This window comes from Trueperella bernardiae, from assembly GCF_030246965.1.
In the GTDB taxonomy this organism is placed as follows: domain Bacteria; phylum Actinomycetota; class Actinomycetes; order Actinomycetales; family Actinomycetaceae; genus Trueperella; species Trueperella bernardiae.
Genome location: NZ_CP127099.1, coordinates 1,241,065 through 1,264,390 on the forward strand (window position 1 = coordinate 1,241,065; position 23,326 = coordinate 1,264,390).

The window sequence follows — 23,326 nt, forward strand, 5'->3', positions numbered from 1 at the left end:
CTTCTTTCCTAAGCGTTCAAAAAGAGCCGCAGGCTGATGAGCAAAATGAAGATGATGAAGCCGAGGATCATCGGCACGATCCCCGCGACCGTGGGAAACAGCAGACCCGCTCCGAGCGCGCCCGTGCCCACCCAGTAGGCCGAGTCTTCGCGCCAGCCCCACAGGCCGGCGCCCACCGCCACCGTGCCGAGCACCGCTGTCACGATGAACCCTGACGTCCAGCCCGCCATGCCCACGCTCACCCAGCCGATCACCAGCATGATCGCGCAGAACACGAGCGCCACGCCCATCAAGGGCCTCTCTATTTTCTCCACGCCCCCACTCTGCCACACGCGCACCCTCCACCGGCGCCCCACACGTTCACCGGTGGCAAATTGTCCGATTATCACCCGAACTGGGCCCCCGATGCTGGCACAATCGAAGTATGAGTGACGTTGCATCTTCTGACATGGGCCCGTGGCTGTCCCCCGAGGACCTCACGTACGTGCGCCGTAAGGTGCCGATCCTCTATGTCGACGCCGTGCCGGTCCGCCTTCACGACGACGGCTCGCTCGCCTCCATGGGCCTCCTCCTCACCGTCACCGATGAGGGCCTGACCCGATCGCTGGTCTCAGGCCGGGTGCTCTACCACGAGAAGATCCGCGAGGCCCTGCGCCGCCACCTGGAGAAGGACCTGGGCAAGATGATCCTGCCCCAGATCCCGGCCTCCCTGGTGCCGTTCACCGTGGCCGAATACTTCCCGACGCCGGGCGAGGGCTGGCACGACCCCCGCCAGCACGCCGTGTCCCTGTGTTACATCATCCCCGTACTCGGCGACTGCAACGTCTCCTCCGATTCCCTCGAGGTCAACTGGTTCACCCCCGGCGAGCTCCACACCCCCGAGCTCCAGGCCGAGATCCTGCCCAAGCACCTGCACGTGGTGCGCCAGGCGCTCGCCCTACTCGGGCACTGACGCCCGGCTACAGGATCTTTGCGATGTGCGGGGCGAGCGCAGCGAACGCCCGCGCCCGGTGCGAGATCGCGTTCTTGTCTTCCGGGCTGAGCTCCGCGTTCGTGACCCCGTAGCCCTCGGCTTCAAACACCGGGTCATAACCGAAGCCGCCCGTGCCCGCCCGCTCGTAGCGAAGGGTGCCGCGCATCTGCCCCTCCTCGACCACAACGCTCCCGTCCGGCAACGCCAGCGCCGCCGCACACACGAACCTTGCCCTACGCTGTTCGGGCTTCACGTCGGCCAGCTGGGCCAGCAGAAGATCGAGGTTCGCCGCGTCATCCCCATGCCGCCCGGACCAGCGGGCGGAGAAGACGCCGGGGGCCCCGCCCATGATGTCCACGCACAGCCCCGAATCGTCAGCAATTGCCGGCACGCCGAGCTCGCGCGCCACCTGGGTGGCTTTGATGATCGCATTCTCAGCAAAGGTGGCCCCGTCCTCCACCGGCTCGGGCAGATCCCCCGGCACGGCCCCAAGCACGAAGCCTCCGGGCAGGAGCGGGGCCAGGATCGCCCGCACCTCGGTGACCTTGTGAGCGTTGCGGGTGGCGAGGATCATGCGAACCCTCCCAAAGCCACAGGGCCCTCCGACTCCAGCGCCAGCTTCTGCAGCTGCGCCAATTCCGCATTGCCCTTCGCCGCCAGGTCAAGCAGCGCATCCAGCTCCGCGCGCGAGAACGGGGCTTCCTCCGCCGTGCCCTGCACCTCCACGAACGTGCCCGAGCCAGTCATGACCACGTTCATGTCCGTCTCAGCCCGCACGTCCTCCTCATAGGGCAGATCGAGGCACGGGACCGAATCGATCACGCCCACCGAGATCGCCGAGATCGAATCGCGCAACACCGGCGTTCCGCGCCGCGGCTTGATCCAGCCCTTGTCAATGCCGAACGCCACCGCGTCCGCCAGCGCCACATAGGCACCCGTGATCGAGGCCGTGCGCGTGCCGCCGTCAGCCTGCAGCACATCACAATCGAGTACGATCGTGTTCTCCCCCAGCGCCGCAAAGTCCACCACCGCGCGCAGCGAGCGGCCAATCAGCCGCGAGATCTCCTGCGTGCGGCCGCCCACCTTACCCTTGACCGACTCACGCTGCGATCGCGTGTCCGTAGCGCGCGGAAGCATGGCGTACTCACCCGTGACCCACCCGAGCCCCGAATCCTTGCGCCAGCGCGGCACGCCCTCAGTAAGCGACGCCACACACAGCACCTTCGTGCGCCCAAACTCCACGAACACCGAGCCTTCGCCCTGCTCAAGGTAGTTGCGCGTAATACGAACCGGGCGCAGCTGATCGGTGGCGCGCCCATCTTTTCTACTCATTTCACTCATGCCTTCAGCCTACCCCCCCGCCTCCGACAATTCTTTTCCGCGTCCCGACGCCGCCCACGCACTTTGCATCCAGGCTCACGACACCACCGCCCGGCTCGCGCCCAGCTCACACCCGCCCTGCGGGCCAACGCCCCGGCCAACCCGGGCGCCTAGATCTCGTACACTCCCCCGGCCTGCACGGTCTCAACATCGCCGTCGTAAACAGCGCGGGCGTCCTTGACGGTACGCACGGGATTCGTCCACGGTTGCAGGTGGGTGAGCAGCAGCCGTCCCACCCCGGCCTCGCTGGCAACCACGCCGGCGCGCCGGCCGGTCATGTGGATGCCCTCCACGAGGTCGCGTCCCTCTTCGAAGGCCGCCTCGGACAGGAGCAGGTCCACCCCGCGGGCGGCGTCGATAACGGTGGAAACGTAATCCGTGTCGCCCGTGTACGTCATGGTCACGCGCCGGTCGGGATCGGCCTCGGATGGCCCTGTGATCCGCATGGCCACGGCCGGCACCGAGTGCCACCCCGCGAAAAACTTCACCTCCATCGGGCCCACCTTGACCGAGTCGCCCGGCTTGATCTGCTGGAATTCGAATTCACCGGCGTAGGTCTCCTCGAGCGGGTCGTCAGCAATTCCGCGAGTGCGGGCGGCGCCGTCGCCAGGAGAAAACACGGGGATCGGGCCGAGCGCGCCCTCGGGGTACCAGCGCCGGTAGACCTGCATGCCCACGATGTCGGCGCAGTGGTCGGCGTGCAGGTGGGACAGGAACATGCCGTCCAGCCGCGCCGGGTCCGCGTAGCGCAGCAGGTGCCCCATCGCGCCCGGGCCGAAGTCGAGCACGATCGACCACACGCGCTCCTGGCCCGTCTCATCCACCCCGGTGGCCTGGAGCAGGTAGGCCGACGCCGGCGAATCCTTACCCGACATCGAGCCCGAACACCCGATAATGGTCAGTTTCACGATGCTTTTCCCTTCAGCTGGTGGACGCTTGCAACCTCCGGCCCGAGGAACCGGCGGGCAAGGGTTTGGAATTCGTGGGCGTCGCCCGTGGATTGGAAATTATGAGTGGGGGCCGGGGACTGCGGGTCACGGAGCAAGTCGCGTGCCGTGAGCTCCCGGTACACGTCGCGCGCGGTCTCCTGCGCTGACGACACCAGCGCCACGTCGTTACCCATCACGTAAGAAATCACGCCCGCCAGGATCGGGTAGTGCGTGCAACCGAGTATGAGGGTATCCACCCCCGCGTCCTTGATCGGCGCCAGGTACTCCTCGGCCACCTCGAGCAGCTCCGGCCCAGTGGTGATCCCGTTCTCCACGAACTCCACGAACCGCGGCGCCGCCCGCGACGTGAGCGTAATGCTCGGCACCGCCGCGAACGCGTCCTCATACGCGCGCGACTTAATCGTGGCCCGCGTACCAATAATGCCGATCCGGTTATTGATGGTCACGCGCGCCGCCGCGCGCACCGCCGGGTGGATCACCTCCACCACCGGAATCCCCTTGGAGGCCGTGTAGCGCTCCCGCGCGTCGTGAAGCACAGCCGCGGACGCCGAATTACACGCAATCACCAACATCTTCACGCCCGAATCCACGAGCTCGTCCATGATCCCCAGCGCGAGCCGCCGCACCTGCGCGATCGGGCGCGGGCCGTACGGATTGTTGGCGGTGTCGCCGATGTAGGTAATGGATTCACCAGGCAGCTGGTCCATGATCGCACGGGCCACCGTTAGCCCGCCCACACCAGAATCGAACACGCCAATGGGTGAATCGTTCATATCGTGAATATTACCTTCGCAGGGCTTTATTCCTCACCGCCGTCACCAGTGAATCCTGCCACCAGGTGCTCATGGAATACACGATCGCGAGCACATCGTCCGTGCTGGGTTCGGCGTCGGTATCGCCGCTGTGAAAGGGCCGCACGCGCTCCTCGACAGCCCGGGAGGCGGCGTCATCGTCAATGCCGAGCCTTGCCGCGAGTACGAGCCGCACATCGTTCAGCGCGCTCATCCACGCCGGCGCGTCCTCGTTGGCCACGAGCACGTCCCCGCTCCCGCGCGCCGATTCCAGACCCAGGTAGACGGTCACAAGGTTCTCAATCTTCTGCGACGCCACCGACGTTTCCGTCAGCTCCCGCAGCTTTTTCGCCTCGTCCGGGTCCTCGCTCATGTCAGGCAGGAGATGTTCGACGACGACGTCATACGGGGCCCGCGCCCTCGGCTCACCTTCCGCCGCGATCGCGTCCGCGATGTCCACGACGTCGGCCTCCAGTTCCGCGAGCGGATCGTCCGGGTCCACCGTCTGGGACCTACGCTCCGCCTCATGCTCCACGTCCGAGCCGAGCAAATAGACCGCGTCCTTGACGAGGCCGGCAAGGACGCGGCGCTCGTCGTCGTCAATGTGAGCCAAATACCCGCCGCGGGCAATGCGGAAGGCCGTCAGCATTCGGCCTCCTCAATCGTGGCGCGTAAGCCGTACGTGTGCATCTCCTGGGCGTCGCGCTCCATCTGCTCGCGCTGGCCCGTAGAGACAATCGCGCGGCCGGCATTGTGCACTTCCATCATCTTCGCATACGCCACCGAGGGGCCCATCGAGAAGTAGCTTTCGAACACCCACTGCACATACGTCATGAGATTCACCGGGTCATTATGCACAACGGTGCGCCAGCACGACGCCGACTGCTCCAGGCTCGCGCGTGGGCTCGACATCGGTTTTTCGATTCTCTGACTCCCGCTTACCACATTTTCCATAGTAGACCACCGCCCCAGATTCGGTGCGCAAACAAGCAGTGAAACGATGCGGAATCTCTTTGCCAAGAGGGTAACCTTGAAAGCATGACGAATAAGACGAGCACTGCCCTGCTCACTGATATGTACGAACTGACGATGATTGAGTCGGCGATGCAGTCCGGCACCGCGAACCGCCGCTCGGTCTTCGAAGTCTTCGGCCGCCGCCTGCCGGGCCACCGGCGCTACGGTGTGGTCGCCGGCGTCGGGCGCGCACTCGAGGCCGTGAAGAACTTCCGCTTCGGGCCCGAAGAGATTGACTACCTGCGCCAGGCCAACGTCGTGTCCGAAGAGACGCTCGCGTTCCTCACCGACTTCACCTTCTCCGGCGACATCTACGGCTATCGCGAAGGCGAGCTGTACTTCCCCGGCTCGCCCATCATGACCGTAGTGGGCACGTTCGCTGAGACGGTGCTGTTGGAAACCGTGCTGCTGTCCATCCTCAACTACGACTCGGCTGTGGCCACCGCCGCTTCGCGCATGACGATCGCGGCACACGACCGCCCCTGCCTCGACATGGGCGCCCGGCGCACCCACGAATGGTCCGCGGTGGCGGCCGCGCGCGCCGCGGTGATCGGCGGGTTCACCGGCACGTCCGACCTGGAGGCAGGCCGCCTGTACGGGATCCGCCCGATCGGCACCGCCGCCCATTCCTTCACCCTCCTGCACGACTCGGAAGAGGAAGCCTTCCGCTCCCAGATCGCCACCATGGGCACTGGCACCACGCTGCTGGTGGACACGTACAACGTGGAGAAGGGCGTGGAGCTGGCCGTGCGCGTGGCACGCGAGGCGGGCGGCGAGCTCGGCGCGGTCCGCATCGACTCGGGCGACCTCGTGGCGCAAGCGTTCAAGGTACGCAAGCAGCTCGACGATCTGGGGGCGACGACGACGAAGATCACTGTCACCTCCGACCTGGACGAGTACGCCATCGCGGCGCTCGGTGCCGCGCCGGTTGATTCGTACGGCGTGGGCACGCGGCTCGTGACCGGCTCCGGCCACCCCACAGCCCAGCTCGTCTACAAGCTCGTGGCCCGCGAGCGCGCGGACGGCACCATGCAGGGCGTGGCCAAGAAGTCCGACTCGAAGACGTCGGTGGGCGGGCTCAAGGTGGCCGGCCGCACCCACGATGAGACGGGCCGCGCGCTCGAAGAGATCGTGGTGGCCGCCGACTCGTGGGAGGAGGGCCTGGCATATCTGGCCGAGCACGAGGCCCGGCCGCTGCAGGTCAAGCTGGTCGAGGGCGGGGTTGTCGACGAGCAGTACGTCGCACGCAACTCCCTAGCCCACGCCGCCGAGCAACACCGCAACTCCCGCGCGGCCCTACCGTACCCGGCCTGGCGCCTCTCCGAAGGCGACCCGGCCCTGCCGACCATCATGGTGGACATCGCAGAGCACCGCGCATAGGAACGCCCGGAATGGGGCGGGGCCGGGTCTGGCGACCCGGCCCCGTCTCCTATTTCCTGCCGACGAACCACTGTTGGATCTTCAAGATCCTGGCCTCCACCTCATCCAGCGAGGCGCGTGCCACCTCCGGTCCCCCGCACGCCCGGCGCAGGTCAGTGTGGATGAGCGCGTGCGGGCGCTGAGTCTTCGCCGCATAGGCCGCCACCAGGCTGGACAGTTGCTTGCGGGCCTCGCGCCGGCGCCGCGAATCTATAACAGTGCTGCGGGCCTCCGTGGCGCCCGCACCCTTCTTCTGTTCCGCCTGGCGCTCACGCAAGAGGGTGGCCACCTGGTCCGGCTCGAGCAGGCCGGGGATGCCGAGGAAGTCCGCCTCCTCATCCGAGCCGACCGCGGCCCACGAGCCGAAGTCGTCCCCGTCGAAAACCACCCGGTCAAACGTGGCGTCCGCCGAGAGGGCTGCGTACCCCACGCCCGCCAGCTCGTCGGAGGCCTTTTCGGCGCGATTGGCCGCCTCGAGCAGATCCTCCGGATCGTCCGATGCGACGTAGAGCGCGTGATCACGCTGCTTTTCCAGCTCGCCCGCCAGACCCAACAGGTGCGGGACCGACGGCAGGAACACTGACGCAGTCTCCCCGCGCGACCGCGAGCGCACAAAGCGGCCGATCACCTGGGCGAAGAACAGGGGCGTGGAGGTGGAGGTAGCATACACACCCACCGCGAGGCGCGGCACGTCCACGCCCTCCGACACCATGCGCACCGCTACCATCCACCGCTGCGTGCCGGCGGAGAATTCGGCGATGCGGTCGGATGCGCGGTCGTCGTCGGAGAGCACCACCGTGGGTTCCTCGCCAGTGATCTGGGCGAGGATATCGGCGTAGGCACGGGCGGTCTTGTGGTCGGTGGCGATCACCAGGCCACCGGCGTCGGGCATGCCCTGGCGGACCACGGTGAGCCGGTCATCAGCGGCGCCGAACACCGCCTTGATCCAATCACCCGAGGGGTTGAGCGCCGTCTTCCACGCCTGGGCCTCCATGTCCTTCGTCATGGCCTCCCCCAGCTGGGCGCTCATTACCTCCCCGTGCTTCGTCTGCCACTGCATGCTGCCCGTATAGGAGAGGAACATGACCGGGCGCACCACGTTATCGGCAAGCGCCTCGGCGTATCCGTACGTGTAATCGGCGCGGGAGCGCGGCACGCCATCGACGTCGGACTCGTACGTGACGAACGGGATCGCCGCCGAATCTGAACGGAACGGGGTGCCGGTGAGCGAGAGGCGTTGCTTGGCGGGCTCGAAGGCCACGCGGATACCGTCGCCCCAGCTCAACGCGTCACCACCGTGGTGGATCTCATCAAAGATGACGAGCGTAGAGCGGGCCGACGTGCGGTGACGGTGAAAGAGCGGGGCCCGGGCTACCTGCGCGTAGGTGACACAGGCGCCGTTGAAGGAGGCGCCCAGGTTGGCCTGGGAATTAGAAAAGTCCGGGTCGAGCTTCAGGCCCACGCGCCCCGCAGCATCCGCCCACTGATACTTCAGGTGCTCGGTGGGACACACCACCATGACTTCAGTGACGACCCTGCGCGCCATGAGCTCGGTGGCCACCCTCAACGCGAAGGTGGTCTTGCCCGCGCCCGGCGTCGCCACCGCGAGGAAATCCCGAGGGAGCGTGGCCAAGTACTGGTCGAGAGCCGCCGCCTGCCAGGCGCGCAAAGACCCAGCCGTTCCCCACGCAGCACGCTGCGGGTAGACAGGAGGAAGGTTCTGGGCTGCCGATACTGAAACAGAGCGGGGGTGCGGTGAGCGGGCGCTCACTTGCCGTCTCCGCCGGGCGGGTTCGGGCCAAACGGCCACTCTCCCCCGCCACCACCCAGGTTCTTGTAAATCGCCTTGCACGTGGGGCAAATCGGGTAGCGATCCGGGTTACGCACCGGAGTCCACACCTTCCCACACAGCGCCACCACGGGCCCGCCCTCAATCGCCGACTGCGTGTAGCGATCCTTACGCACGTAATGGGCGTAGCGATCCTCATCGCCCGGTTCACGCTCTTCGCGCGTGCGCTCCAGCGTTGCGGTGGTCGACTCCGGCGCCAACGACGGCGCATCCGGCTGGCCCGGCCCGCCCGGGGCCTGGGGATCAGAATGAGGATCGGTAGACATGCCTCCAGTCTATTGCTCCCCTCCGACAATTTCGTGCCAAGCCCGGGTGGGAGATGCCACGTTGCCCGCGGGCATGAAAAAGCGCCCCTCGCGAGGGGCGCCTTTCCTTAAGTGACTTACTTGGCAACAGCCTTCTTCAGGGTGGAGCCAGCGGAGATCTTCACGCCGTAGCCAGCGGGGATCTCGATCTCCTCGCCCGTGCGCGGGTTGCGGCCCTTGCGGGCAGCGCGCTCGGTGCGCTCGACGGACATGAGGCCCGTGATCTTCACGGCCTCGCCAGCGGCGAGGGCATCAACGAGGACGGTCTGGAGAGCGGAAATGGCCTTGTCGGCGTCGGTCTTGGTGAGGCCGGACTCGTCGGCAATCTTGGCAATAAGCTCCGTGCGGTTGAGGGACATAGATCTACCTCTCAGTTTGTTCCTACAGTTCGGCTCGGATTGAACCGCTAGCGTTCAATTTAGCCGAAATACCGGGGTAAACACCAACTCTGTCTGGGTATTTCCACAAAATCATCATCGTTTTCACTCTCAGATGATCTCAGCATTCACACGCACCACATTATCCACAGAAAATGGCGGCGAGCCGCGAGTTTAGAACGCGAGAATGACGTGGACCAGTAGGATCTTCGCGATCATCGACAGGGCGAACACGGAGGCGTAACCGGCCTCGATTCGCTCGTCGGCCTCCTTCGAGCTGGCGAACGCGAGGATCGCCGGCTGGCCGAGCACCCCTGCCATGACGCCGGCCGTGCGCTGCGCGCTCACTCCCAGGATCCGGCCCATCACCAGGGTTACAAGCAGGACGACGATCGCGATCACGCTTCCCATCGCCAGCGCCTTGAGGCCTGCCACCGAGAACGCCGTCTGTGCGAAGGCCGGGCCCGAGGCGATGCCGACCGCCGCCAGGAAGAGAAGCAGGCCGAGTTGCCGGATCGTTTGGTTCGCTGCGCCCGGCAGCTGCCACACGAGCGGGCCCGTGCGGCGCAGGTAGCCCAGGATCATGCCCACGATAAGTGGGCCGGCCGCCGCCCCCAGGCTGAACGATCCGCCGTTCGACAGGCTGATCTCCACCATGCCCAGCAGCAAGCCGAGCACCATACCCAGGCCGAGCCCGACGGCGTCGACGGTGGAGACCGTCCGCTCGGAGTTGCCGAAGAAGTCCTCGATCGCGTCGTACTCTCGGCGCGGGAAGGCGACCATCACGCGGTCGCCGATCTCGAGGCGCTCGTGGCTACCCGCCAGCAGTTCGGCGTCCCCGCGCAGGATGCGGGTGACGACGGCGCCGAAGCGGCCGGGCAGGTTGAGCTCGGCCACCGTGGAGCCGGCGAGCTCCTTGTGCGAGACGGTGAAGGAGCGGAAGTCGACGCGTGAACGGTCGTCAGCGAGGTGCTCGGGAAGCACGTGGCCGATCGCCTCGATCGCGGCCTTTACCGCGTTTTCCCGGCCCACCACCACGATCTGGTCCTCCGGCTCGAGCTCCTCGCCCGGGCTGATCACGCGGGTCTTGCCGTTGCGCATGAAGTAAGACACGAGGATCTCCTGCTCGAGGTAACCCGGCACGGCCCGCAGCGAGATTCCGCGTTCGATGACGGCCGTGTTCGCCACGATCGACTGCCCCGCGACCGACGGGGTGTCGTTTCCCCCCGGCCATTTGCGTGACACGACCATCGACACGATGACAATCCCGAAAAATACCCCCATCGGGTAGCCCAGCGAGTAGCCGACGCCCGGCTCGGCCGAGCCGAGCGCCGCGTTCGCGGCAGCCAGCGCCGGGGTGCTCGTCAGCGCGCCGGCGAAGAGGCCTACGGATAGCTCCGAGCTCAGCCCGAACAGCGGGGCGAGCCCGATCGTGGCAACCGCGCCCACGATGACCGCGAACACCGTGCCGAGCATGAGCTTGTAGTGGCGGGCGAGGTCGGCGAAAAAGGTCTGGCCCGCGGACAAACCGACCATGTAAACGAAGAGAGCCAAGCCCAGGTTTTGCAGCAGGCCGAGCTGAGCGCCTAGCTCGGGCACAATGTTCCCGATGAAGAGCCCCACGAACAAAGCGGCAGCTGCCCCGAAGCGGAGCTTGCCAAACGGGATAATGCCGAGCACCCCACCGAGTGCCACCACAAGGAAGACCGTCATGAGCGGCGACGCGCTCAACAGATTTGCCACAACAAACCTTTCACATGTCAAATTCTTGGTCGTTACGATTCTAGCCGTTTGGGACCATTCAAGCCGCACCCGGCCGCCGGCTCAGCCCCCGAGGTGACGCACGGCATGCGCTCCAGCGACGGCGATCCCAGCCCACGCCACAGCCCAGAGGATAGAAGCAAAGGTTCCGATAATAAACAGCTCCCCCACGCGAGCACTGTTGTCATTACGAAGCTCGGGGTACCTGCCCAAGCCTTTGACGGCGAGCACGACCGCGATGCCGCCCGGGCACCCCGCGACCAGGCAAACGTACGTTGCGAGCCGCTCGAGTATCCCGATCCAACGTCCGCCGGGAAGGGAGCGCTGAGCAGAGAGCAGCGCGATCCGAGCTGGCTGCACATCACTGGAATCGATCCGACGTATGAAGGCACGGATCAGTCCGTTCCCGGACATGGCCGCAATGGCACACAAGCCATATATCAGGACGCCGAGGTATAGCACCTTCCCCCCCCCAATCCAGAATTAAGTTAATATCTACATATGGCAACTATAAAGGATAAACCTACACGTGTGGCCGTGATCGGCGACCTCGTGAACTCGCGCGCTCACCGCGCCCACACACATGAGGCGCTCATGGCAGGCTTGGCAAGCCTGCCACCCGAGGCCGCCGACCTCGCCCCGACCGTGGGCGACGAAATCCAGGGAGACTTCCCCACACTTGGTTCGGCCATCCACGCCACACACCTCCTTCGCCTCTCCATGCTCGCACACGCCGCCGACATTCGTTTCGGGATCGGCGTGGGCGAGATCGTCGACATCGGCGACGGCATCCAGGATGGCTCCGCCTGGTGGCACGCACGAGAAGGGCTTGAGGCCGTCGAGAACCTCGCGGCCTCCCCCGGCTGGGCCGGCGTTCGGACGGGTTCTCCCGATATCAAGGCGCCGCTTCTCGCGGGCCTGCACCTCATCGACGCTCACCTCAGCAGCCTCAAACCAGGCGTCTGCGATAGCCTGCTCGGTCTGCTGCGCGGCGAGGCGAATCAGGACACCGCCACGCGGCTGGGCATCACCGCGTCAGCGAACACCCAGCGGATCAAGAGCAACAACCTGCGCCCGCTTGCCGCCGCTATACAGGCTCTCTGGGAGGCCTGAGCGCGCCCGGTCCTGCCGGCCGCTGGTGCCGCCCGGGCCGGCTATCGCCACCAGGTGTCCTCCGGCCCCACGGGCGTGGTGCGCTTGTGCCGCGAGCGCACCCATTTGCCCTCGAGGTTGGCGGCCGCACCGTCGGAGATCTGCTTGCCTTCGAGGTAGTCGTCGATCTCCTCGTAGGTCATGCCGAGCTCGTCTTCGTCGGTGCGCAGCGGCCGGCCGTCGAGCAGGTCGGCGGTGGGCACTTTCGCCCACAGCTGTTCCGGTGCGCCGAGGTACTGCAGCAGCGCCCGCACCTGCCGCTTGTTGAGCCCGGCGAGTGGCAGGATGTCCGCGCCGCCGTCGCCGAACTTGGTAAAGAAGCCCACGGTGTTCTCGGCTGCCTGGTCGGTGCCGATGACGAGCAGCCCGAGGTCGCCAGCGATTGCGTACTGGGCCACCATACGCTGGCGGGCCTTGACGTTGCCCTTGTTGAAGTCGGTGATCTCCATGCCCATCGCCTCGCGGTACGCGCGCTCGATGCCCTCGGTGGCCTCCTTGATGTTGATCGTCACCTCGCGATCGGCGGCCACCCACGCCATCGCGGCGGCGGCATCAGTCTCGTCCGCCTGCACGCCATACGGCAGGCGCACAGCGTAAAAGGCCGCCTCGTGCCCCTCGGCCCGCAGCTTCTCGGCCGCGAGCTGCGCCAGCCGCCCGGCGAGCGTGGAATCTACCCCACCCGAAATCCCGAGCACGAAGCCGGCCGTGTGCGTAGCCAACAAGTAGTCGCACAGGAACTGGACGCGCCGCTCCACCTCCCGCACCGGGTCAATCTGGGGCTGCACGCCCGTGGTCTCAACAATGTGCTGTTGCAACGGATGGAACATGCCCCCCAGTCTAACCTCCCGCGCCCCCGCGGGCATGGCGGAGGCCCGGAGCCGCACGTCTCCCGACGCCGACCGGACAGACCCGCCGACAGGGCCAACCTGGCTGTGGCCTACTTTTCCAGACCCATGTCGAATCCCTGCCCCTCCACGTAACGGAAGAAGTTCACCTGCGGCCCTGGCATGCCGATGCGCGCCACCTGGGTGGTGAAGGCATCCACGCGCCGGTTCACGTCGCGCAGGTCGTAGTAGGTGTGCATGTCGGCGTCGTAATCGGACAGCGCCTCCATCCACGAATCGGGCTCGCGGTAGACGTCGGTCATCACGCGCAGTCCCGTGGGGATGCGCGGCTTGAGCTGCGGGTTTTGCGCCGGCTTGCCGAGCATCATGCCGAGCACCGGGAAGGTGTAGCGCGGCAGGGCGAGAACCTCGATGAGGCGGGCGTAGTCGTTGAGGACCGAGCCCAGGTGAGTCACGCCCAGCCCCAGGCTTTCCGCCGCCACGGACATCGACTGGATCATGAGTACCGCGTCCGTGAAACCCTCGCGGAACACCACCGGCGACGCCGCCGGCGCCGGATCCAGCCCCTGCTCCTCGCGGATGCGCACCGAACGCCGCGCGTCCACGATCCCCACGATCAGCTCCGGCGCCCGCGCGATGTAGGGCTGCTTGCCGATCGTGGCCAACTCCTCACGCTTAGCCTGGTCCTTGACCCGGATGAGCGCCGCGTGCTGGAGGCCGCGCGAGGTGGAGGTACGCATCGCGACCTCAAACAGGGCCTCCATCGTCTCCTCGGGGATCGGCTCCCCGGTGAATTCGCGGATGGAGCGGTGGGCGAGCTGGGTCTCGATCGTCAAATTCATAGCACCAAGGATAGGTGGAATGACCAACGGGGATTGTGAGCGGTGCTACGTTAGACCTATGAGTATTCGCATTAGGCCAGCTACCGCGCTCGACGCCACCGCGGTCGCCGACGTCCACCGCACCTCCTGGGAGGACACCTACCGCGGCCTCCTTCCCGACGACGTCATCGCCCGCCACACCATCTCCATGGACGGGGTGTGGATGGCGCGCCTCGCCGACCCCGGGCCCACTACCACCTGGGTCGCTACGCACGACGACGACATCGTTGGCTTCATCCTCGTGGAAGCGATGGGGCCGGGCCATCCGGCACCCCTGCGAGTGGGCGGGCTCTACCTGCGCCCGGAGGTCAAGCGGCGCGGATACGGTACGGCGCTCCTCGAGTATGCGATCGCGGACGTGCCGGCGTACACCGAGGTGGCCGTGTCAAACCGCGGGGCCATGGAGTTTTGGGAGCGCCTCGGATTTAAGCAAACCGGCGCCGAGTTTGACGAGGCCTTCGGCGCCCACATCGCCACCCTCGTTCGGGAAGGATAACCATGATGTCTACGCGCACCGATCTGCGCCTTGTGCCCACCACCGAATCCGACCGCACCTATATCGCTCGGCTCAACTTCCTCACCGACACCTTCGGCGACGAACTCGGCGACCTCCCCGATGACTTCGACCAGTGGCACGACTACTACGTGGGCAACTGGAAGCCGGAGCTCGGCGGACTCATCGCATGGAAGGGCAACGTTCCGGCTGGCGGGTCGTGGCTCATGTGGGGCACCGACGACTACCACGGGTTTGGGCACGTGGCCGAAGGCGTGCCGGAGCTGGCGATCGCGGTTGAGCGCCGGTATGCGGGGTACGGGATCGGGTCTCGGCTCATCGACGGCGTCACCGAAATTGCGCGGGGCGCCGGGGCTGCCGGGATCTCGCTGTCCGTGGACCCCGCGAACGAGCACGCCCACCGCCTCTACCTGCGCTTGGGCTTCGAGCCCACCGGGCTCGAGGTGCACGGCCACCAGGTGCTGCTGCGCAAGTTCTAGCCGGGCTCGGCCAGTCTGGGCGGGCTGGTCCGGCAGGCCGGCACACCGGCATGCCGGCCTGCCGCTCCTCCCGCATGCCGGCTTCGTTTTCGCGTCACGCAAAGTGTTTTCTCGTCACTCAAATCGCCGATTTAGGTGACGGGAAAACACTTTGCGTGTGTCGAAACCGGTTACGTGTGCCGAAACGCAAGGCTTCGGCAAACCGGAGTGGTGGTGGCGAAACAAGTTGAATGCCACGGGATGCAGTTGGGGGCGGGCGCCATCGCCGCCCGCCCCCAACCGATAGGCGCTAGTTACGCGTTAGCACGGCGCCGGATGAGCGCACCCACCAGGAGCAACGCTCCCGCCAGGGTTGCCACCCCCGTCACCGCTGCACCCGTGTAGGACAGCGATCCCTTCTCAGGCGCCTTCTGACCAGCCTGCCCGCCAGGCGTACCCGGCTTCTGCCCGTCAGTCGTGCCAACCTGGCCCGGCACCCACGTATGACCACCGTTGGCATCGGGATCGGTGAGGTCGCTATCGTCGATGCCCGGGACGAACGTGTCATCCGGGTTGGGCGTCGGATCAACCGGGTCCGGTTCCGGGTCCGGGTCCTTGACCACTTCGAACGGCACCGCGGCCGCCGACGTGTTGCCGGCCTTGTCGGTAGCGTCCACGACGATTTCGTGCTCGCCAACCTCGAAGTCGGGCCCGACCTCGAAGCTCAACAGGGTCACGCCCTCAACGGCGCCAGCCTCACCAGCCTCACCATCGGCGTCGGCTTCCTCAATTCCGGCCTCGCGCAGAGCCACCGCACTCGGCTGGCCACCCACCAGGTCCTTACCCTCGTCGAGCAGGATCCCGGCGCCAGGCGCCGGCGTCACCACGGTCTGACGTGCCACAACGGCTTCGCCATCCACGTACACAGTGGCGTCCGACAGGTGATCGTCGGTGACCCGGATATTGACCGTCCGGGTCTCGCTGGCCTTCATCTTCGCCTCGGGCTCAAGATCCACCTCAATCACCGGCGCCACAGCGTCCACCACCACGGGGATGAGCTGTGCGAACGCGTTACCCAGGTGGTCTTCGAGGAGCACGAGGATGGTGTCGCCGTCGGCGGCCGCCACCTTCGTGGCGAAGTCGCGGGCGTTGACCGCTGCGCCCGGGTCGTCGATTGTGAAGAACTGGTCCACGTGGTCGCCGTTGATGGACAGCACGTAGCCGAAGGCGTTATCGGAGACCGTGCCCGCGAACTCGACCTCGCCGGCCTCGCGCAGGTAGAGCGCGCCGTCAGGGTTGACCCCCGGTTTGCTCATCTCGATCTTCGGGGCCGTCAGGTCAAGTAGCACCTTGACCTTGTTGTCCACCAGCACCGTGCCGTCCACATCCGTGATACGTACGTTGAAGCCCGTGATGCCCTCGCGCAACGCAACCGGGGTTTCGAACGTGCCGTCCTCGGCCACCTCTACCGGCTCGCCGTTCACCAGGAACGAGCCCGGCACCCGGTTAAACCTGCCGGCGTACAGGTAGGTGTACTCGCCGTCTTCCCCGGCGCTCAGCGCGTCGTCGTCGGCGGTCACCACGTTGAAGTTCTGGTTGAAGCCGAGGTTCGCCTCGAGGGCGAGCGGGGTGGACGCGTCGGCGGGTGCGAGCACGATCGTGCCCACGCCCAGGTTCCCGGCGGCGTCGCGCGCGTGGACGGACAGGGTGAGCCGCCCGGGGCTGACGGGCACGTCGGCGGTAAAGCGCCCGTCGACCACCTCCACCTCGTCCCCTTCGATGCTCACCGTCACTGCGCCGAGGTTGTCGGCCACGGTGCCCTCGACCTTCACGACTCCGGCCTCCACCTGTGCCGCGATCTCGTCCCGGTTCGCCGGGGAGGTGATCGTCACGGCGGGCGGCTCCGTGTCACAGATGAAGGTGAAGGTCTTCGTAGCCACCACCTCGCCGTCGGCGTTCAACGCCTCGACAGTCACCGTGTTCTCGCCCTGCACCACGCTGGGGCGGATCTCGAAGCGGCCCGACTCCGGGACTTCCACCTCGGCGTCGCCGGCGCGGACCTTGACCACGTCGGAGGCAGCGCGGCCGGTGAGCACCAGCTTGCCGTCCTCCACCAGGAGCTCGCCGGTCTGATCGGACTCGGTGTTCTTGTTGATGTAGTCGAGGTCGGCCAGTGTCGGCTCGGACTCGATGACGAGCTTGTCCCCCAGCGTCACGGTCTTGCGCACCACGTTGATGGCACGGTCGGAGGTGTAGATCTCGAAGTAGCCCACCGAGTCGGCCAGGCCGCCCGGGATCGTCATCGTGTAGACGTCATCCTCGGGCTCGCCGGCGCTGATCACCACGGACGAGGGCCAGGTGAAGCGGCCCTGCACCGCATTAATCCCGGAGAAGTCGTCGGTGACCTTGACGCGAACCACGTAGTCGCCGTCGTCGTTCTTCTCGGTGGACAGGATCTCCAGCTCGGGCGCCACGCGGTCGATGCCGAAGGGCATGTCGAGCGTCTGCGGCTCCCACGCATCACCCATGCGGGCCGAGAGGCGGTAGAAGTACTTTCCGTCGGGCAGGTCCTCGAAGGCCACGGTCTGCGGGTTATAGACCTTGCCGTCGAAGCGGATGTCGGAGAAGTCGGTCTGCGCGGCGTTGACCGGCGATTCCAGTTGCTCCTTCAGCGTGGGGCGGACCAGCTCGTCCTGCGAGCCGATCTCACGCACCACCTTCTCGCTCTCATCCAGGATCGACACCTCCACGCGCTTGGCGTTGCGCAGCAACGCCACCTTCGCAAACACGGCGTCGGCCAGCCCGTCGTTGTTGGGCGAAATGAACTGCTCGCCGTCGCCGAACGTGTAGAGGCCCTCATTGATGAAGGTGTAGAGCGAGGTCTGGGTGAAGGTGGTCTCGCCGTCCGACAGGATCGGAGCATCGAAGCCCTCGTAGGCGGGGTTGTCGATGATCGGCTCGGCGTTCCAGTCACCCGCGAAGCCGAGGTAGGGCACCGACAGGTCCGGCTGGTCCTCGTCCTTCGATTCGAAGGTGACCCAGCCCTGCGTCCAGTGGTCCTCGCCCGAGACGCTCAGCGTGTACGTGACCTCGGCACTACCGCCGGCCGGCACGATAACCTCCGTGCCCGACGCCGCAATCGCGTCCGTGTCCGAACAGTAGGTGGTGGTGAACTCCTTGCTCACCTCGTCCTCGTTAACCACGCACGTGGCGCCCGCGGTGAACGCGCGATCGATGTCGCCGTCGTTTTCCAGCGTCACCGTGAACGACGTCGACCCATCGACTTCCTTCAGCGCCACCACCGGCTCGCCGCCCACGGTGGCGTACACCTGCGTGTCAAGTGCATCGTCCACCTGGACCAGGCCGGCGCCCACCTGCCGCGGAGCGTAGGGCACGCCGTCGTGGTCAAGGATGAGCGCGGTGTTCGACAGGGCCACGCGGTTACGCAGCACAACCTCTGCGCGCGAGCGCCCGGTGCCGTCCCCCTCGGCCTTCTGGATCATGAGCGCGGCGACGCCGGCCACGTGCGGGGCGGCCATCGACGTGCCGGACTGGGTCTCGTAACGGTTGTCGTTGACCGTGGAGTACACGTTGCCGCCGATCCCTGCGATCTCCGGCTTGAAGCCGAGCTCGGGGCCGGCGCCCCACGAGGTGAACGTGGAGGGGGTCATCGCCGCCGGGTTGGCCTGGATCAGCGCCTCGCTGGTGAGCGACACGGTGGTGGTGCCCTGGGCGATCATCTCGAGCAGCTTAACACCGTCCGTGTGGCCGATGAAGGCACCCGGGATTGTCACGTTCTCCAGGCCGGCCATGCCCGCGAACTCATCCCCGCCCTCCTCGTGGTTGTAGACGATGACGCCGGCAGCGCCCGCCGCCTGGGCGTTGAGGAACTTGTCACTGAACGGGATCTCACCGCGCTGGATGAGCACGTACTTCCCGGCAAAGTCCTTGCCCAGCACGTCGTCAACCTTGCCCAGCCCGCCATCGACGATCTCCATCGGCGTGCCGTCAGTGGAGCCGGCCTGCAGCTGGTGGGCGAAGTCGTACTCGCCGGCGTCGTTCTTCGCCACGCCCCGGCTGTTGATCGTGGTGGCGTTCTCGACCGACGCCACCGACCAGGCTCCCGTGCCCGTGGAGGGCGAGCCGACCGTGCCGTCGTCGAGGAGTCCGAGTGCGTCGTCGTTCACGCCCGTGGGCGAGCCGTTCTGGCCCTCGTTGCCCGCGGCCACGATGACCTCGACGCCGGCCGCGCGAGCCTTCGCGATCACGCGCTGCTCGCCCACCGACTGGCCCTCGTTACCGTTGGGGTAGCCGAGCGAGAGATTGATGACGTCAGCACCGCGGCGCACGGATTCCTCGACAGCGGCCATGATGTCGTCGGCCGCGGCACCGGTGCGGTTCGGGTCGTTGGAGAAGACCTTCATCGCGAGCAGCTGGGCGTTCGGGGCCACGCCGTTGATCCGGCCGTTCGTGGCGACGTCGGCATCCTCGCCTCCGTTGGCCGCCACGATGCCGGCCACGTGCATGCCGTGCTGGGAGGCGGTGGTGTCCTTGACCTCGGTGTTGCCGTCGGCGAAGTTGTAACCGTAGGGCACCTTCGCGGTGAACCCGGGCTCGGGGGCGAGCTTGGTGTCCACCCCGTCGTCGAGACGCATGTCCTGATGGGCGATGTCGATGCCGGTGTCGACGATCGCGACCACCAGCCCCTCCCCGTCCACGCCGTGGTTTTCGGCCGCGGTGTCCACCTGGGTCAGCGTGGTGGCGGACTCCATTGACGGGTAGTAAACCCGCATGCGGTCGACGGCGACCACGCCCTTTTCGCGCGCCAGCTCGGCGATCGCGCTTGCCGGGATGTAGGCCGAGAAGCCGTTGACCAGGTAGCTGAACTGGCGGCGCAACGTCATGTTGTACTTGGCCGCGAGCGCCTTCGCCGTCGCGTCAACCTTGCCTGCGCCCGAGTCGAGCGTGACGATGACGGGCACGGTCTTTACCGACTTTTCGGCGGTCGTGGACGGAGCGGGTGGTGCGGGCGGTGGTTCTGGTGCGGCCATTGCGGGCACAGAGCCGAGGCTCAGCGCAAGAACCGCAAGCCCGGCGATCAATTGCTTCTTCATTGATTCACTTTCGTGCAGTGTTGTGCGAACACGTATATTTCGCCATGAATCAGGCCCCGGTGCCACGTGCGCCCACATACTGAACGCCCAGGTGGCAGGCCTGCCGCCACCCCGGCGGGCTGGCTTCGGTTTCGCGTCACCAAAAGTGTTTGTTCGTCACTCAAATCGCCGATTTAGGTGACGAGAAAACACTTTGCGTGTGCCGAGCAGCGTTGTCTGCCAGGTTGCGCCCGATGGGCCATGAGCTGATCGGCGTCGTCGAGGAGGCGACGAAGGCGGCGCGGGCCGCCGGGTGACAGCGCGGCCTAGCCGTAGAGCTTGATGCACTCCTCCACGATGTCCCAGAACTTCTCCACATCCACGTCCACCGCCACGTCGGAGTTCTTTTCCTTCTCCGACATGCCGAAGATGTCGCAGTTCGTGCGACCGTAGGAGGCCTCGCTTCCCAGGTCAATGTCGGTGCGCATGTGCTTAACCGTGATGACCGAAGGGTCGATGAGGTAGGCGATCGTCGTCGGGTCGTGAAGCGGGGCGCCCTCCCAGCCGAAGGTGCGCTTCTGCGACAAGTTGAAAAAGCCCATCATGTCGGTGAACAGCTTGCCAGCCGGGTTGTCATGCTTGGCCATGCGCTCGAGCACGTGCGGCAGCACGAGTACCTTGCGCGTGATGTCCAGGCCCATCATCGTCACCTTCACGCCGCTGTTGAAGACGACGTGGGCAGCCTCGCCGTCGGCCCAAATATTGAACTCGGCGGCCGGGGTGACGTTGCCCAGCTGGTAGCTGCCGCCCATGAGCACGACGCCTTTGATCTTGCCGATGATCTTGGGCTCCAGGCGCATCGCCATCGCAATGTTGGTGAGCGGGCCGGTGGGGACGAGCGTGATGTCGCCGTCAGAGGCGAGGAGAGTTTCGATGATGTACTGGACCGCGTGCTTGTCCTCGATCTCGCGGGTCAGCTCGGCGAAGACGGGGCCGTCCAGGCCCGAGTCGCCGTGGACGCGCTCCTCCACCAGGCGGTTCGGGATCACCATCGGGTGCTCCAACCCGCGGTAAACCTTGACGTCCAGGCCGAGGTACTGCACCACGTTGAGGGCGTTGCGTGTGGTTTTTGCCAGGGTCTGGTTGCCGTGAACCGTGGTGATGCCGAGGAGGTCAATTGCCGGGTGCTTGGCGGCCATGAGGATGGCGGTGGCGTCGTCATGACCGGGGTCGCAGTCGAGGATGATTCTGTGGGGCTGAGGCATGTCAAGTCCTTTCCTGTCAGGTGTTTCATTCTACGCACGATGGGGAAGACAGACACGCGCAATAGCTGGCCACACCGATAATCTGGGCCCGGTGTCGGGAGCTGTGGCCGCGGACCGATGACTCCGGATGGACACCGGTAATCTGGGCGGCCGAGGCCAGTTTTGCCGCGGCACTCCTCGCGCTTAGAATCTGCGGGATGACCTGAGCCGCATCTGCATATATGGGCGGATGCGGCCGAAACCGTTGGAGTGCTCTAGGTTTTTAGGTCCAGGTGACTTGAGTGTTGTCCATTGATGCCCTGCCTGTGGGTGGGGAGAATGGATGAATGGTGAAGAAATTCAGCAAGCATACTCCCGAGCAGATTGTTCGTAAGCTCGATAGGGCGCGGGAATTGAAGGAATCGGGATCAACTACAGCTCAGATCCTGACCACGTTGGGGATTAGCGAAGCCACGTTGAACAGGTGGCAGGCTACCTATGGGGCGATGACCAAGAGCGAGGCGAAAGAGCTCCAGCGCCTGCGCGAGGAAAACACGCGCCTCAAACGCCTCCTAGGTCAGGCAGAGCTGGAAAAGGCGGCGTGGAAAGAATTGTCGGAGGGAAACTTCTAAGCCCAGCTCGCCGCCATGATGCCGTCTGGCATCTGGTCGGGATGGGCTACTCCCAAAGACTTGCCTGCCAGATTGTTGGGCTCTCTCGCAGTGCTTACCGGCGCGCTAGGACCCGCGAGAACAAGCCGGATAAGTACGCGGACCTACGGGCGTGGATGCACGACTTCGTTAAGGATCATCGCCGGTGGGGACACCGGCGCGCCTGGAGAACCGCCCTCGCCGAAGGGTACGGGATATGCCGCGAGACTTTCCGCAGGATCTGGCGTGAAGAGGGCTTGCGTGTCTTGCCTAGGAAGAAGCGCAAGCGTCTAGCTGCCGATACCCATCGTGATGCTCCTGCCGGCCAGTACCCGAACGACGTGTGGGCGTTGGACTTCCAGTTCGATTCAACCTGGCACGGCAAGACAATCAAAATCTGTAACATTATCGATGAATACACCCGCGAACACCTCGCCTTCACGGTCGACAAGAACATTAACGCGGTCTCGGTGACCGAACTCCTTGACGTGGCTTGTCTGGAGCACGGCGGGCGCCCGCGGGTGATCCGGATGGATAACGGGCCCGAGTTCATCGCTCATGCGCTCCAGGAGTGGGCAGCCGAGGATGAGACGATCCAGGCGTTCATCCCACCAGGCCAGCCCTGGCATAACGGGTTCGTTGAGTCTTTCCATAACCAGATGAGAGACGAACTCTTGGAGGACAACTGTATCGAGAATCTCGAGCATGCCCGCCTACTCGTGGCCCAATGGTCATCACGTTACAATAACTTCCATCCGCATTCCTCACTCGGCTACCTCAGCCCACGGAAATACGCGGAACAATGGAAACAAGAAAACACGGTCAACACTTAAACCGAGTGGGCCTAATTCTTAGGCCACTCCAGATCCTCCACCAGACGAACAATCTGCTCTTTCGCTTCCTAATCAAATCCCTTCGACATAATCCAGATTCTCCCATCCACTCAAACAGAAGAAAACCTGGGACACTTCACCACACCCCGTTTAAAGCGAACGACACGAAACCGCACCATACATTTAGCACCAGACACCTACAGCTTGTGTCACACTGAATATATGAACGACAACACAGCAGAATCGAACTACACGCCAGAGCAGCAGGCGAGCCTTGCACGGCTCAACGTAGCCCAAGACAATCTGATGAAATCCCGCGCCTCCTATGAGAAAGCATGCGAAGGGCTCCAATCCATCAAAGCGTTCAACGAAACCATGAAACCGCTCATGGACTACTACGACAACGGATGGCTAGCCGACGTCAACACCACCTCGTCGATCTACGAACGACCAGAAGCCGCAGGCGAAGATGAAATCTGGAACATGCACGGTGGCCAATACGAACTTATGCGCGAACTACTTGCAATCTCCTCGCAATTCTTCGTACACGTCCCAGGCGAAGATAACGAGTCTGATCACTGACTAGCCACCACGCCGACCACATGTCAGCCGCCTATAGCAATGCCCAACAAGAGCGATGGCGGAGTCACCACCAAGTTGAAGTGCCCCAGATTTTCTTCCGTTTGAGTAGGTGGGAAAACCTGGGGCACTTCAGCGAACGTCACCTGCCATCCGTTAGCGAGTTAAACCTCGAAACCCTACTCGAACAGGGAAAACACGATACTAGGTAACGCAAAACCCAAACCCGCTAGCGCAAGCGATTTTTCACACCCCCTA

The 23,326-nt window shown here is 65.2% G+C and carries 24 protein-coding genes; 8 read left to right on the forward strand and 16 right to left on the reverse strand.

Annotation, left to right across the window (positions count from 1 at the left end):
• Positions 1-8: 8 nt before the first annotated feature.
• Entirely contained in the window at positions 9-314 is a 306-nt protein-coding gene (locus QPC17_RS05785) for a hypothetical protein (protein WP_143602171.1), read from the reverse strand.
• A 110-nt stretch (positions 315-424) separates the two neighbouring features.
• On the opposite strand from QPC17_RS05785, the gene QPC17_RS05790 reads away from it, so the two are divergent.
• Positions 425-952, forward strand: coding sequence for a DUF4916 domain-containing protein (locus QPC17_RS05790; RefSeq protein WP_285347088.1), 528 nt, complete (start codon positions 425-427; stop codon positions 950-952).
• 7 nt (positions 953-959) lie between these two features.
• Here the strand turns inward: QPC17_RS05790 and rdgB are convergent, their stop codons facing one another.
• The 6 genes from rdgB to clpS form a co-directional block, all read right to left on the reverse strand.
• Positions 960-1,547, reverse strand: coding sequence for an RdgB/HAM1 family non-canonical purine NTP pyrophosphatase (rdgB, locus tag QPC17_RS05795; RefSeq protein ID WP_068539408.1), 588 nt, complete (start codon positions 1,545-1,547; stop codon positions 960-962).
• Positions 1,544-2,314: a ribonuclease PH gene (gene rph, locus QPC17_RS05800; RefSeq protein ID WP_062614235.1), complete on the reverse strand. Its 771-nt coding sequence runs from the start codon at positions 2,312-2,314 to the stop codon at positions 1,544-1,546. Before rph ends, rdgB begins: the two co-directional genes overlap by 4 nt.
• Before the next feature lie 149 nt (positions 2,315-2,463).
• The gene (locus QPC17_RS05805; protein ID WP_062614236.1) at positions 2,464-3,261 is read right to left on the reverse strand and encodes an MBL fold metallo-hydrolase; all 798 of its coding nucleotides are present in this window, start codon (positions 3,259-3,261) and stop codon (positions 2,464-2,466) included.
• Positions 3,258-4,076 carry a glutamate racemase gene (murI, locus tag QPC17_RS05810; RefSeq protein WP_285347089.1) on the reverse strand — a complete coding sequence of 273 codons (819 nt, stop codon included), beginning with the start codon at positions 4,074-4,076 and terminating at the stop codon, positions 3,258-3,260. The genes QPC17_RS05805 and murI overlap by 4 nt, the downstream gene beginning before the upstream one ends.
• 10 nt (positions 4,077-4,086) lie before the next feature.
• A complete protein-coding gene (locus QPC17_RS05815; RefSeq protein WP_068539410.1) occupies positions 4,087-4,743 on the reverse strand; it encodes a DUF2017 family protein in 657 nt (218 codons plus the stop codon).
• Positions 4,737-5,006, reverse strand: a complete 270-nt coding sequence (gene clpS, locus QPC17_RS05820) for an ATP-dependent Clp protease adapter ClpS (protein WP_068539412.1) — start codon at positions 5,004-5,006, stop codon at positions 4,737-4,739. The genes QPC17_RS05815 and clpS overlap by 7 nt, the downstream gene beginning before the upstream one ends.
• A gap of 126 nt (positions 5,007-5,132) precedes the next feature.
• Between clpS and QPC17_RS05825 the strand changes: the two genes are divergently transcribed.
• Positions 5,133-6,488 carry a nicotinate phosphoribosyltransferase gene (locus tag QPC17_RS05825; protein ID WP_062614239.1) on the forward strand — a complete coding sequence of 452 codons (1,356 nt, stop codon included), beginning with the start codon at positions 5,133-5,135 and terminating at the stop codon, positions 6,486-6,488.
• A 49-nt stretch (positions 6,489-6,537) separates the two neighbouring features.
• Here the strand turns inward: QPC17_RS05825 and QPC17_RS05830 are convergent, their stop codons facing one another.
• From QPC17_RS05830 to QPC17_RS05850, 5 genes are all read right to left on the reverse strand, one after another.
• Positions 6,538-8,298 carry a DEAD/DEAH box helicase gene (locus QPC17_RS05830; protein WP_068539414.1) on the reverse strand — a complete coding sequence of 587 codons (1,761 nt, stop codon included), beginning with the start codon at positions 8,296-8,298 and terminating at the stop codon, positions 6,538-6,540.
• Positions 8,295-8,642 (reverse strand): DUF3039 domain-containing protein, encoded by a 348-nt coding sequence (locus QPC17_RS05835; protein WP_062614241.1) that lies wholly within the window; start codon positions 8,640-8,642, stop codon positions 8,295-8,297. Before QPC17_RS05835 ends, QPC17_RS05830 begins: the two co-directional genes overlap by 4 nt.
• A 116-nt stretch (positions 8,643-8,758) precedes the next feature.
• Complete coding sequence (locus tag QPC17_RS05840) at positions 8,759-9,040, reverse strand: HU family DNA-binding protein (protein WP_062614242.1); 282 nt, start codon at positions 9,038-9,040, stop codon at positions 8,759-8,761.
• Between the two features lie 192 nt (positions 9,041-9,232).
• Positions 9,233-10,771 (reverse strand): aspartate:alanine exchanger family transporter, encoded by a 1,539-nt coding sequence (locus tag QPC17_RS05845; RefSeq protein WP_062614252.1) that lies wholly within the window; start codon positions 10,769-10,771, stop codon positions 9,233-9,235.
• 111 nt (positions 10,772-10,882) lie between these two features.
• On the reverse strand, positions 10,883-11,233 hold the full coding sequence (locus QPC17_RS05850) for a hypothetical protein (protein ID WP_062614253.1): 351 nt from the start codon (positions 11,231-11,233) through the stop codon (positions 10,883-10,885).
• A gap of 87 nt (positions 11,234-11,320) precedes the next feature.
• On the opposite strand from QPC17_RS05850, the gene QPC17_RS05855 reads away from it, so the two are divergent.
• Complete coding sequence (locus QPC17_RS05855; RefSeq protein WP_070446537.1) at positions 11,321-11,932, forward strand: SatD family protein; 612 nt, start codon at positions 11,321-11,323, stop codon at positions 11,930-11,932.
• A 41-nt stretch (positions 11,933-11,973) separates the two neighbouring features.
• Here the strand turns inward: QPC17_RS05855 and nadE are convergent, their stop codons facing one another.
• Together nadE and QPC17_RS05865 are read right to left on the reverse strand one after the other, a co-directional pair.
• Positions 11,974-12,798, reverse strand: coding sequence for an NAD(+) synthase (nadE, locus tag QPC17_RS05860; RefSeq protein ID WP_062614244.1), 825 nt, complete (start codon positions 12,796-12,798; stop codon positions 11,974-11,976).
• A 110-nt stretch (positions 12,799-12,908) separates the two neighbouring features.
• Entirely contained in the window at positions 12,909-13,658 is a 750-nt protein-coding gene (locus QPC17_RS05865) for a nitroreductase family protein (protein WP_068539418.1), read from the reverse strand.
• A 58-nt stretch (positions 13,659-13,716) separates the two neighbouring features.
• On the opposite strand from QPC17_RS05865, the gene QPC17_RS05870 reads away from it, so the two are divergent.
• Both QPC17_RS05870 and QPC17_RS05875 read left to right on the forward strand, forming a co-directional pair.
• Complete coding sequence (locus tag QPC17_RS05870; protein ID WP_062614246.1) at positions 13,717-14,193, forward strand: GNAT family N-acetyltransferase; 477 nt, start codon at positions 13,717-13,719, stop codon at positions 14,191-14,193.
• Positions 14,194-14,195: 2 nt separating this feature from the next.
• The gene (locus QPC17_RS05875; protein ID WP_285347090.1) at positions 14,196-14,690 is read left to right on the forward strand and encodes a GNAT family N-acetyltransferase; all 495 of its coding nucleotides are present in this window, start codon (positions 14,196-14,198) and stop codon (positions 14,688-14,690) included.
• 293 nt (positions 14,691-14,983) lie between these two features.
• On the opposite strand, the gene QPC17_RS05880 is transcribed toward QPC17_RS05875, so the two are convergent.
• Both QPC17_RS05880 and QPC17_RS05885 read right to left on the reverse strand, forming a co-directional pair.
• Complete coding sequence (locus QPC17_RS05880) at positions 14,984-19,783, reverse strand: S8 family serine peptidase (protein ID WP_285347091.1); 4,800 nt, start codon at positions 19,781-19,783, stop codon at positions 14,984-14,986.
• Between the two features lie 305 nt (positions 19,784-20,088).
• On the reverse strand, positions 20,089-21,027 hold the full coding sequence (locus QPC17_RS05885) for a nucleoside hydrolase (protein ID WP_070446545.1): 939 nt from the start codon (positions 21,025-21,027) through the stop codon (positions 20,089-20,091).
• 326 nt (positions 21,028-21,353) lie between these two features.
• Between QPC17_RS05885 and QPC17_RS05890 the strand changes: the two genes are divergently transcribed.
• The 3 genes from QPC17_RS05890 (at position 21,354) to QPC17_RS05900 (ending at position 23,071) form a co-directional block, all read left to right on the forward strand.
• Positions 21,354-21,638, forward strand: a complete 285-nt coding sequence (locus QPC17_RS05890; protein WP_016664108.1) for a transposase — start codon at positions 21,354-21,356, stop codon at positions 21,636-21,638.
• 41 nt (positions 21,639-21,679) lie between these two features.
• Positions 21,680-22,489: an IS3 family transposase gene (locus tag QPC17_RS05895; RefSeq protein ID WP_285347532.1), complete on the forward strand. Its 810-nt coding sequence runs from the start codon at positions 21,680-21,682 to the stop codon at positions 22,487-22,489.
• Between the two features lie 222 nt (positions 22,490-22,711).
• Positions 22,712-23,071: a hypothetical protein gene (locus QPC17_RS05900; protein ID WP_068539229.1), complete on the forward strand. Its 360-nt coding sequence runs from the start codon at positions 22,712-22,714 to the stop codon at positions 23,069-23,071.
• Positions 23,072-23,326: the final 255 nt, after the last annotated feature.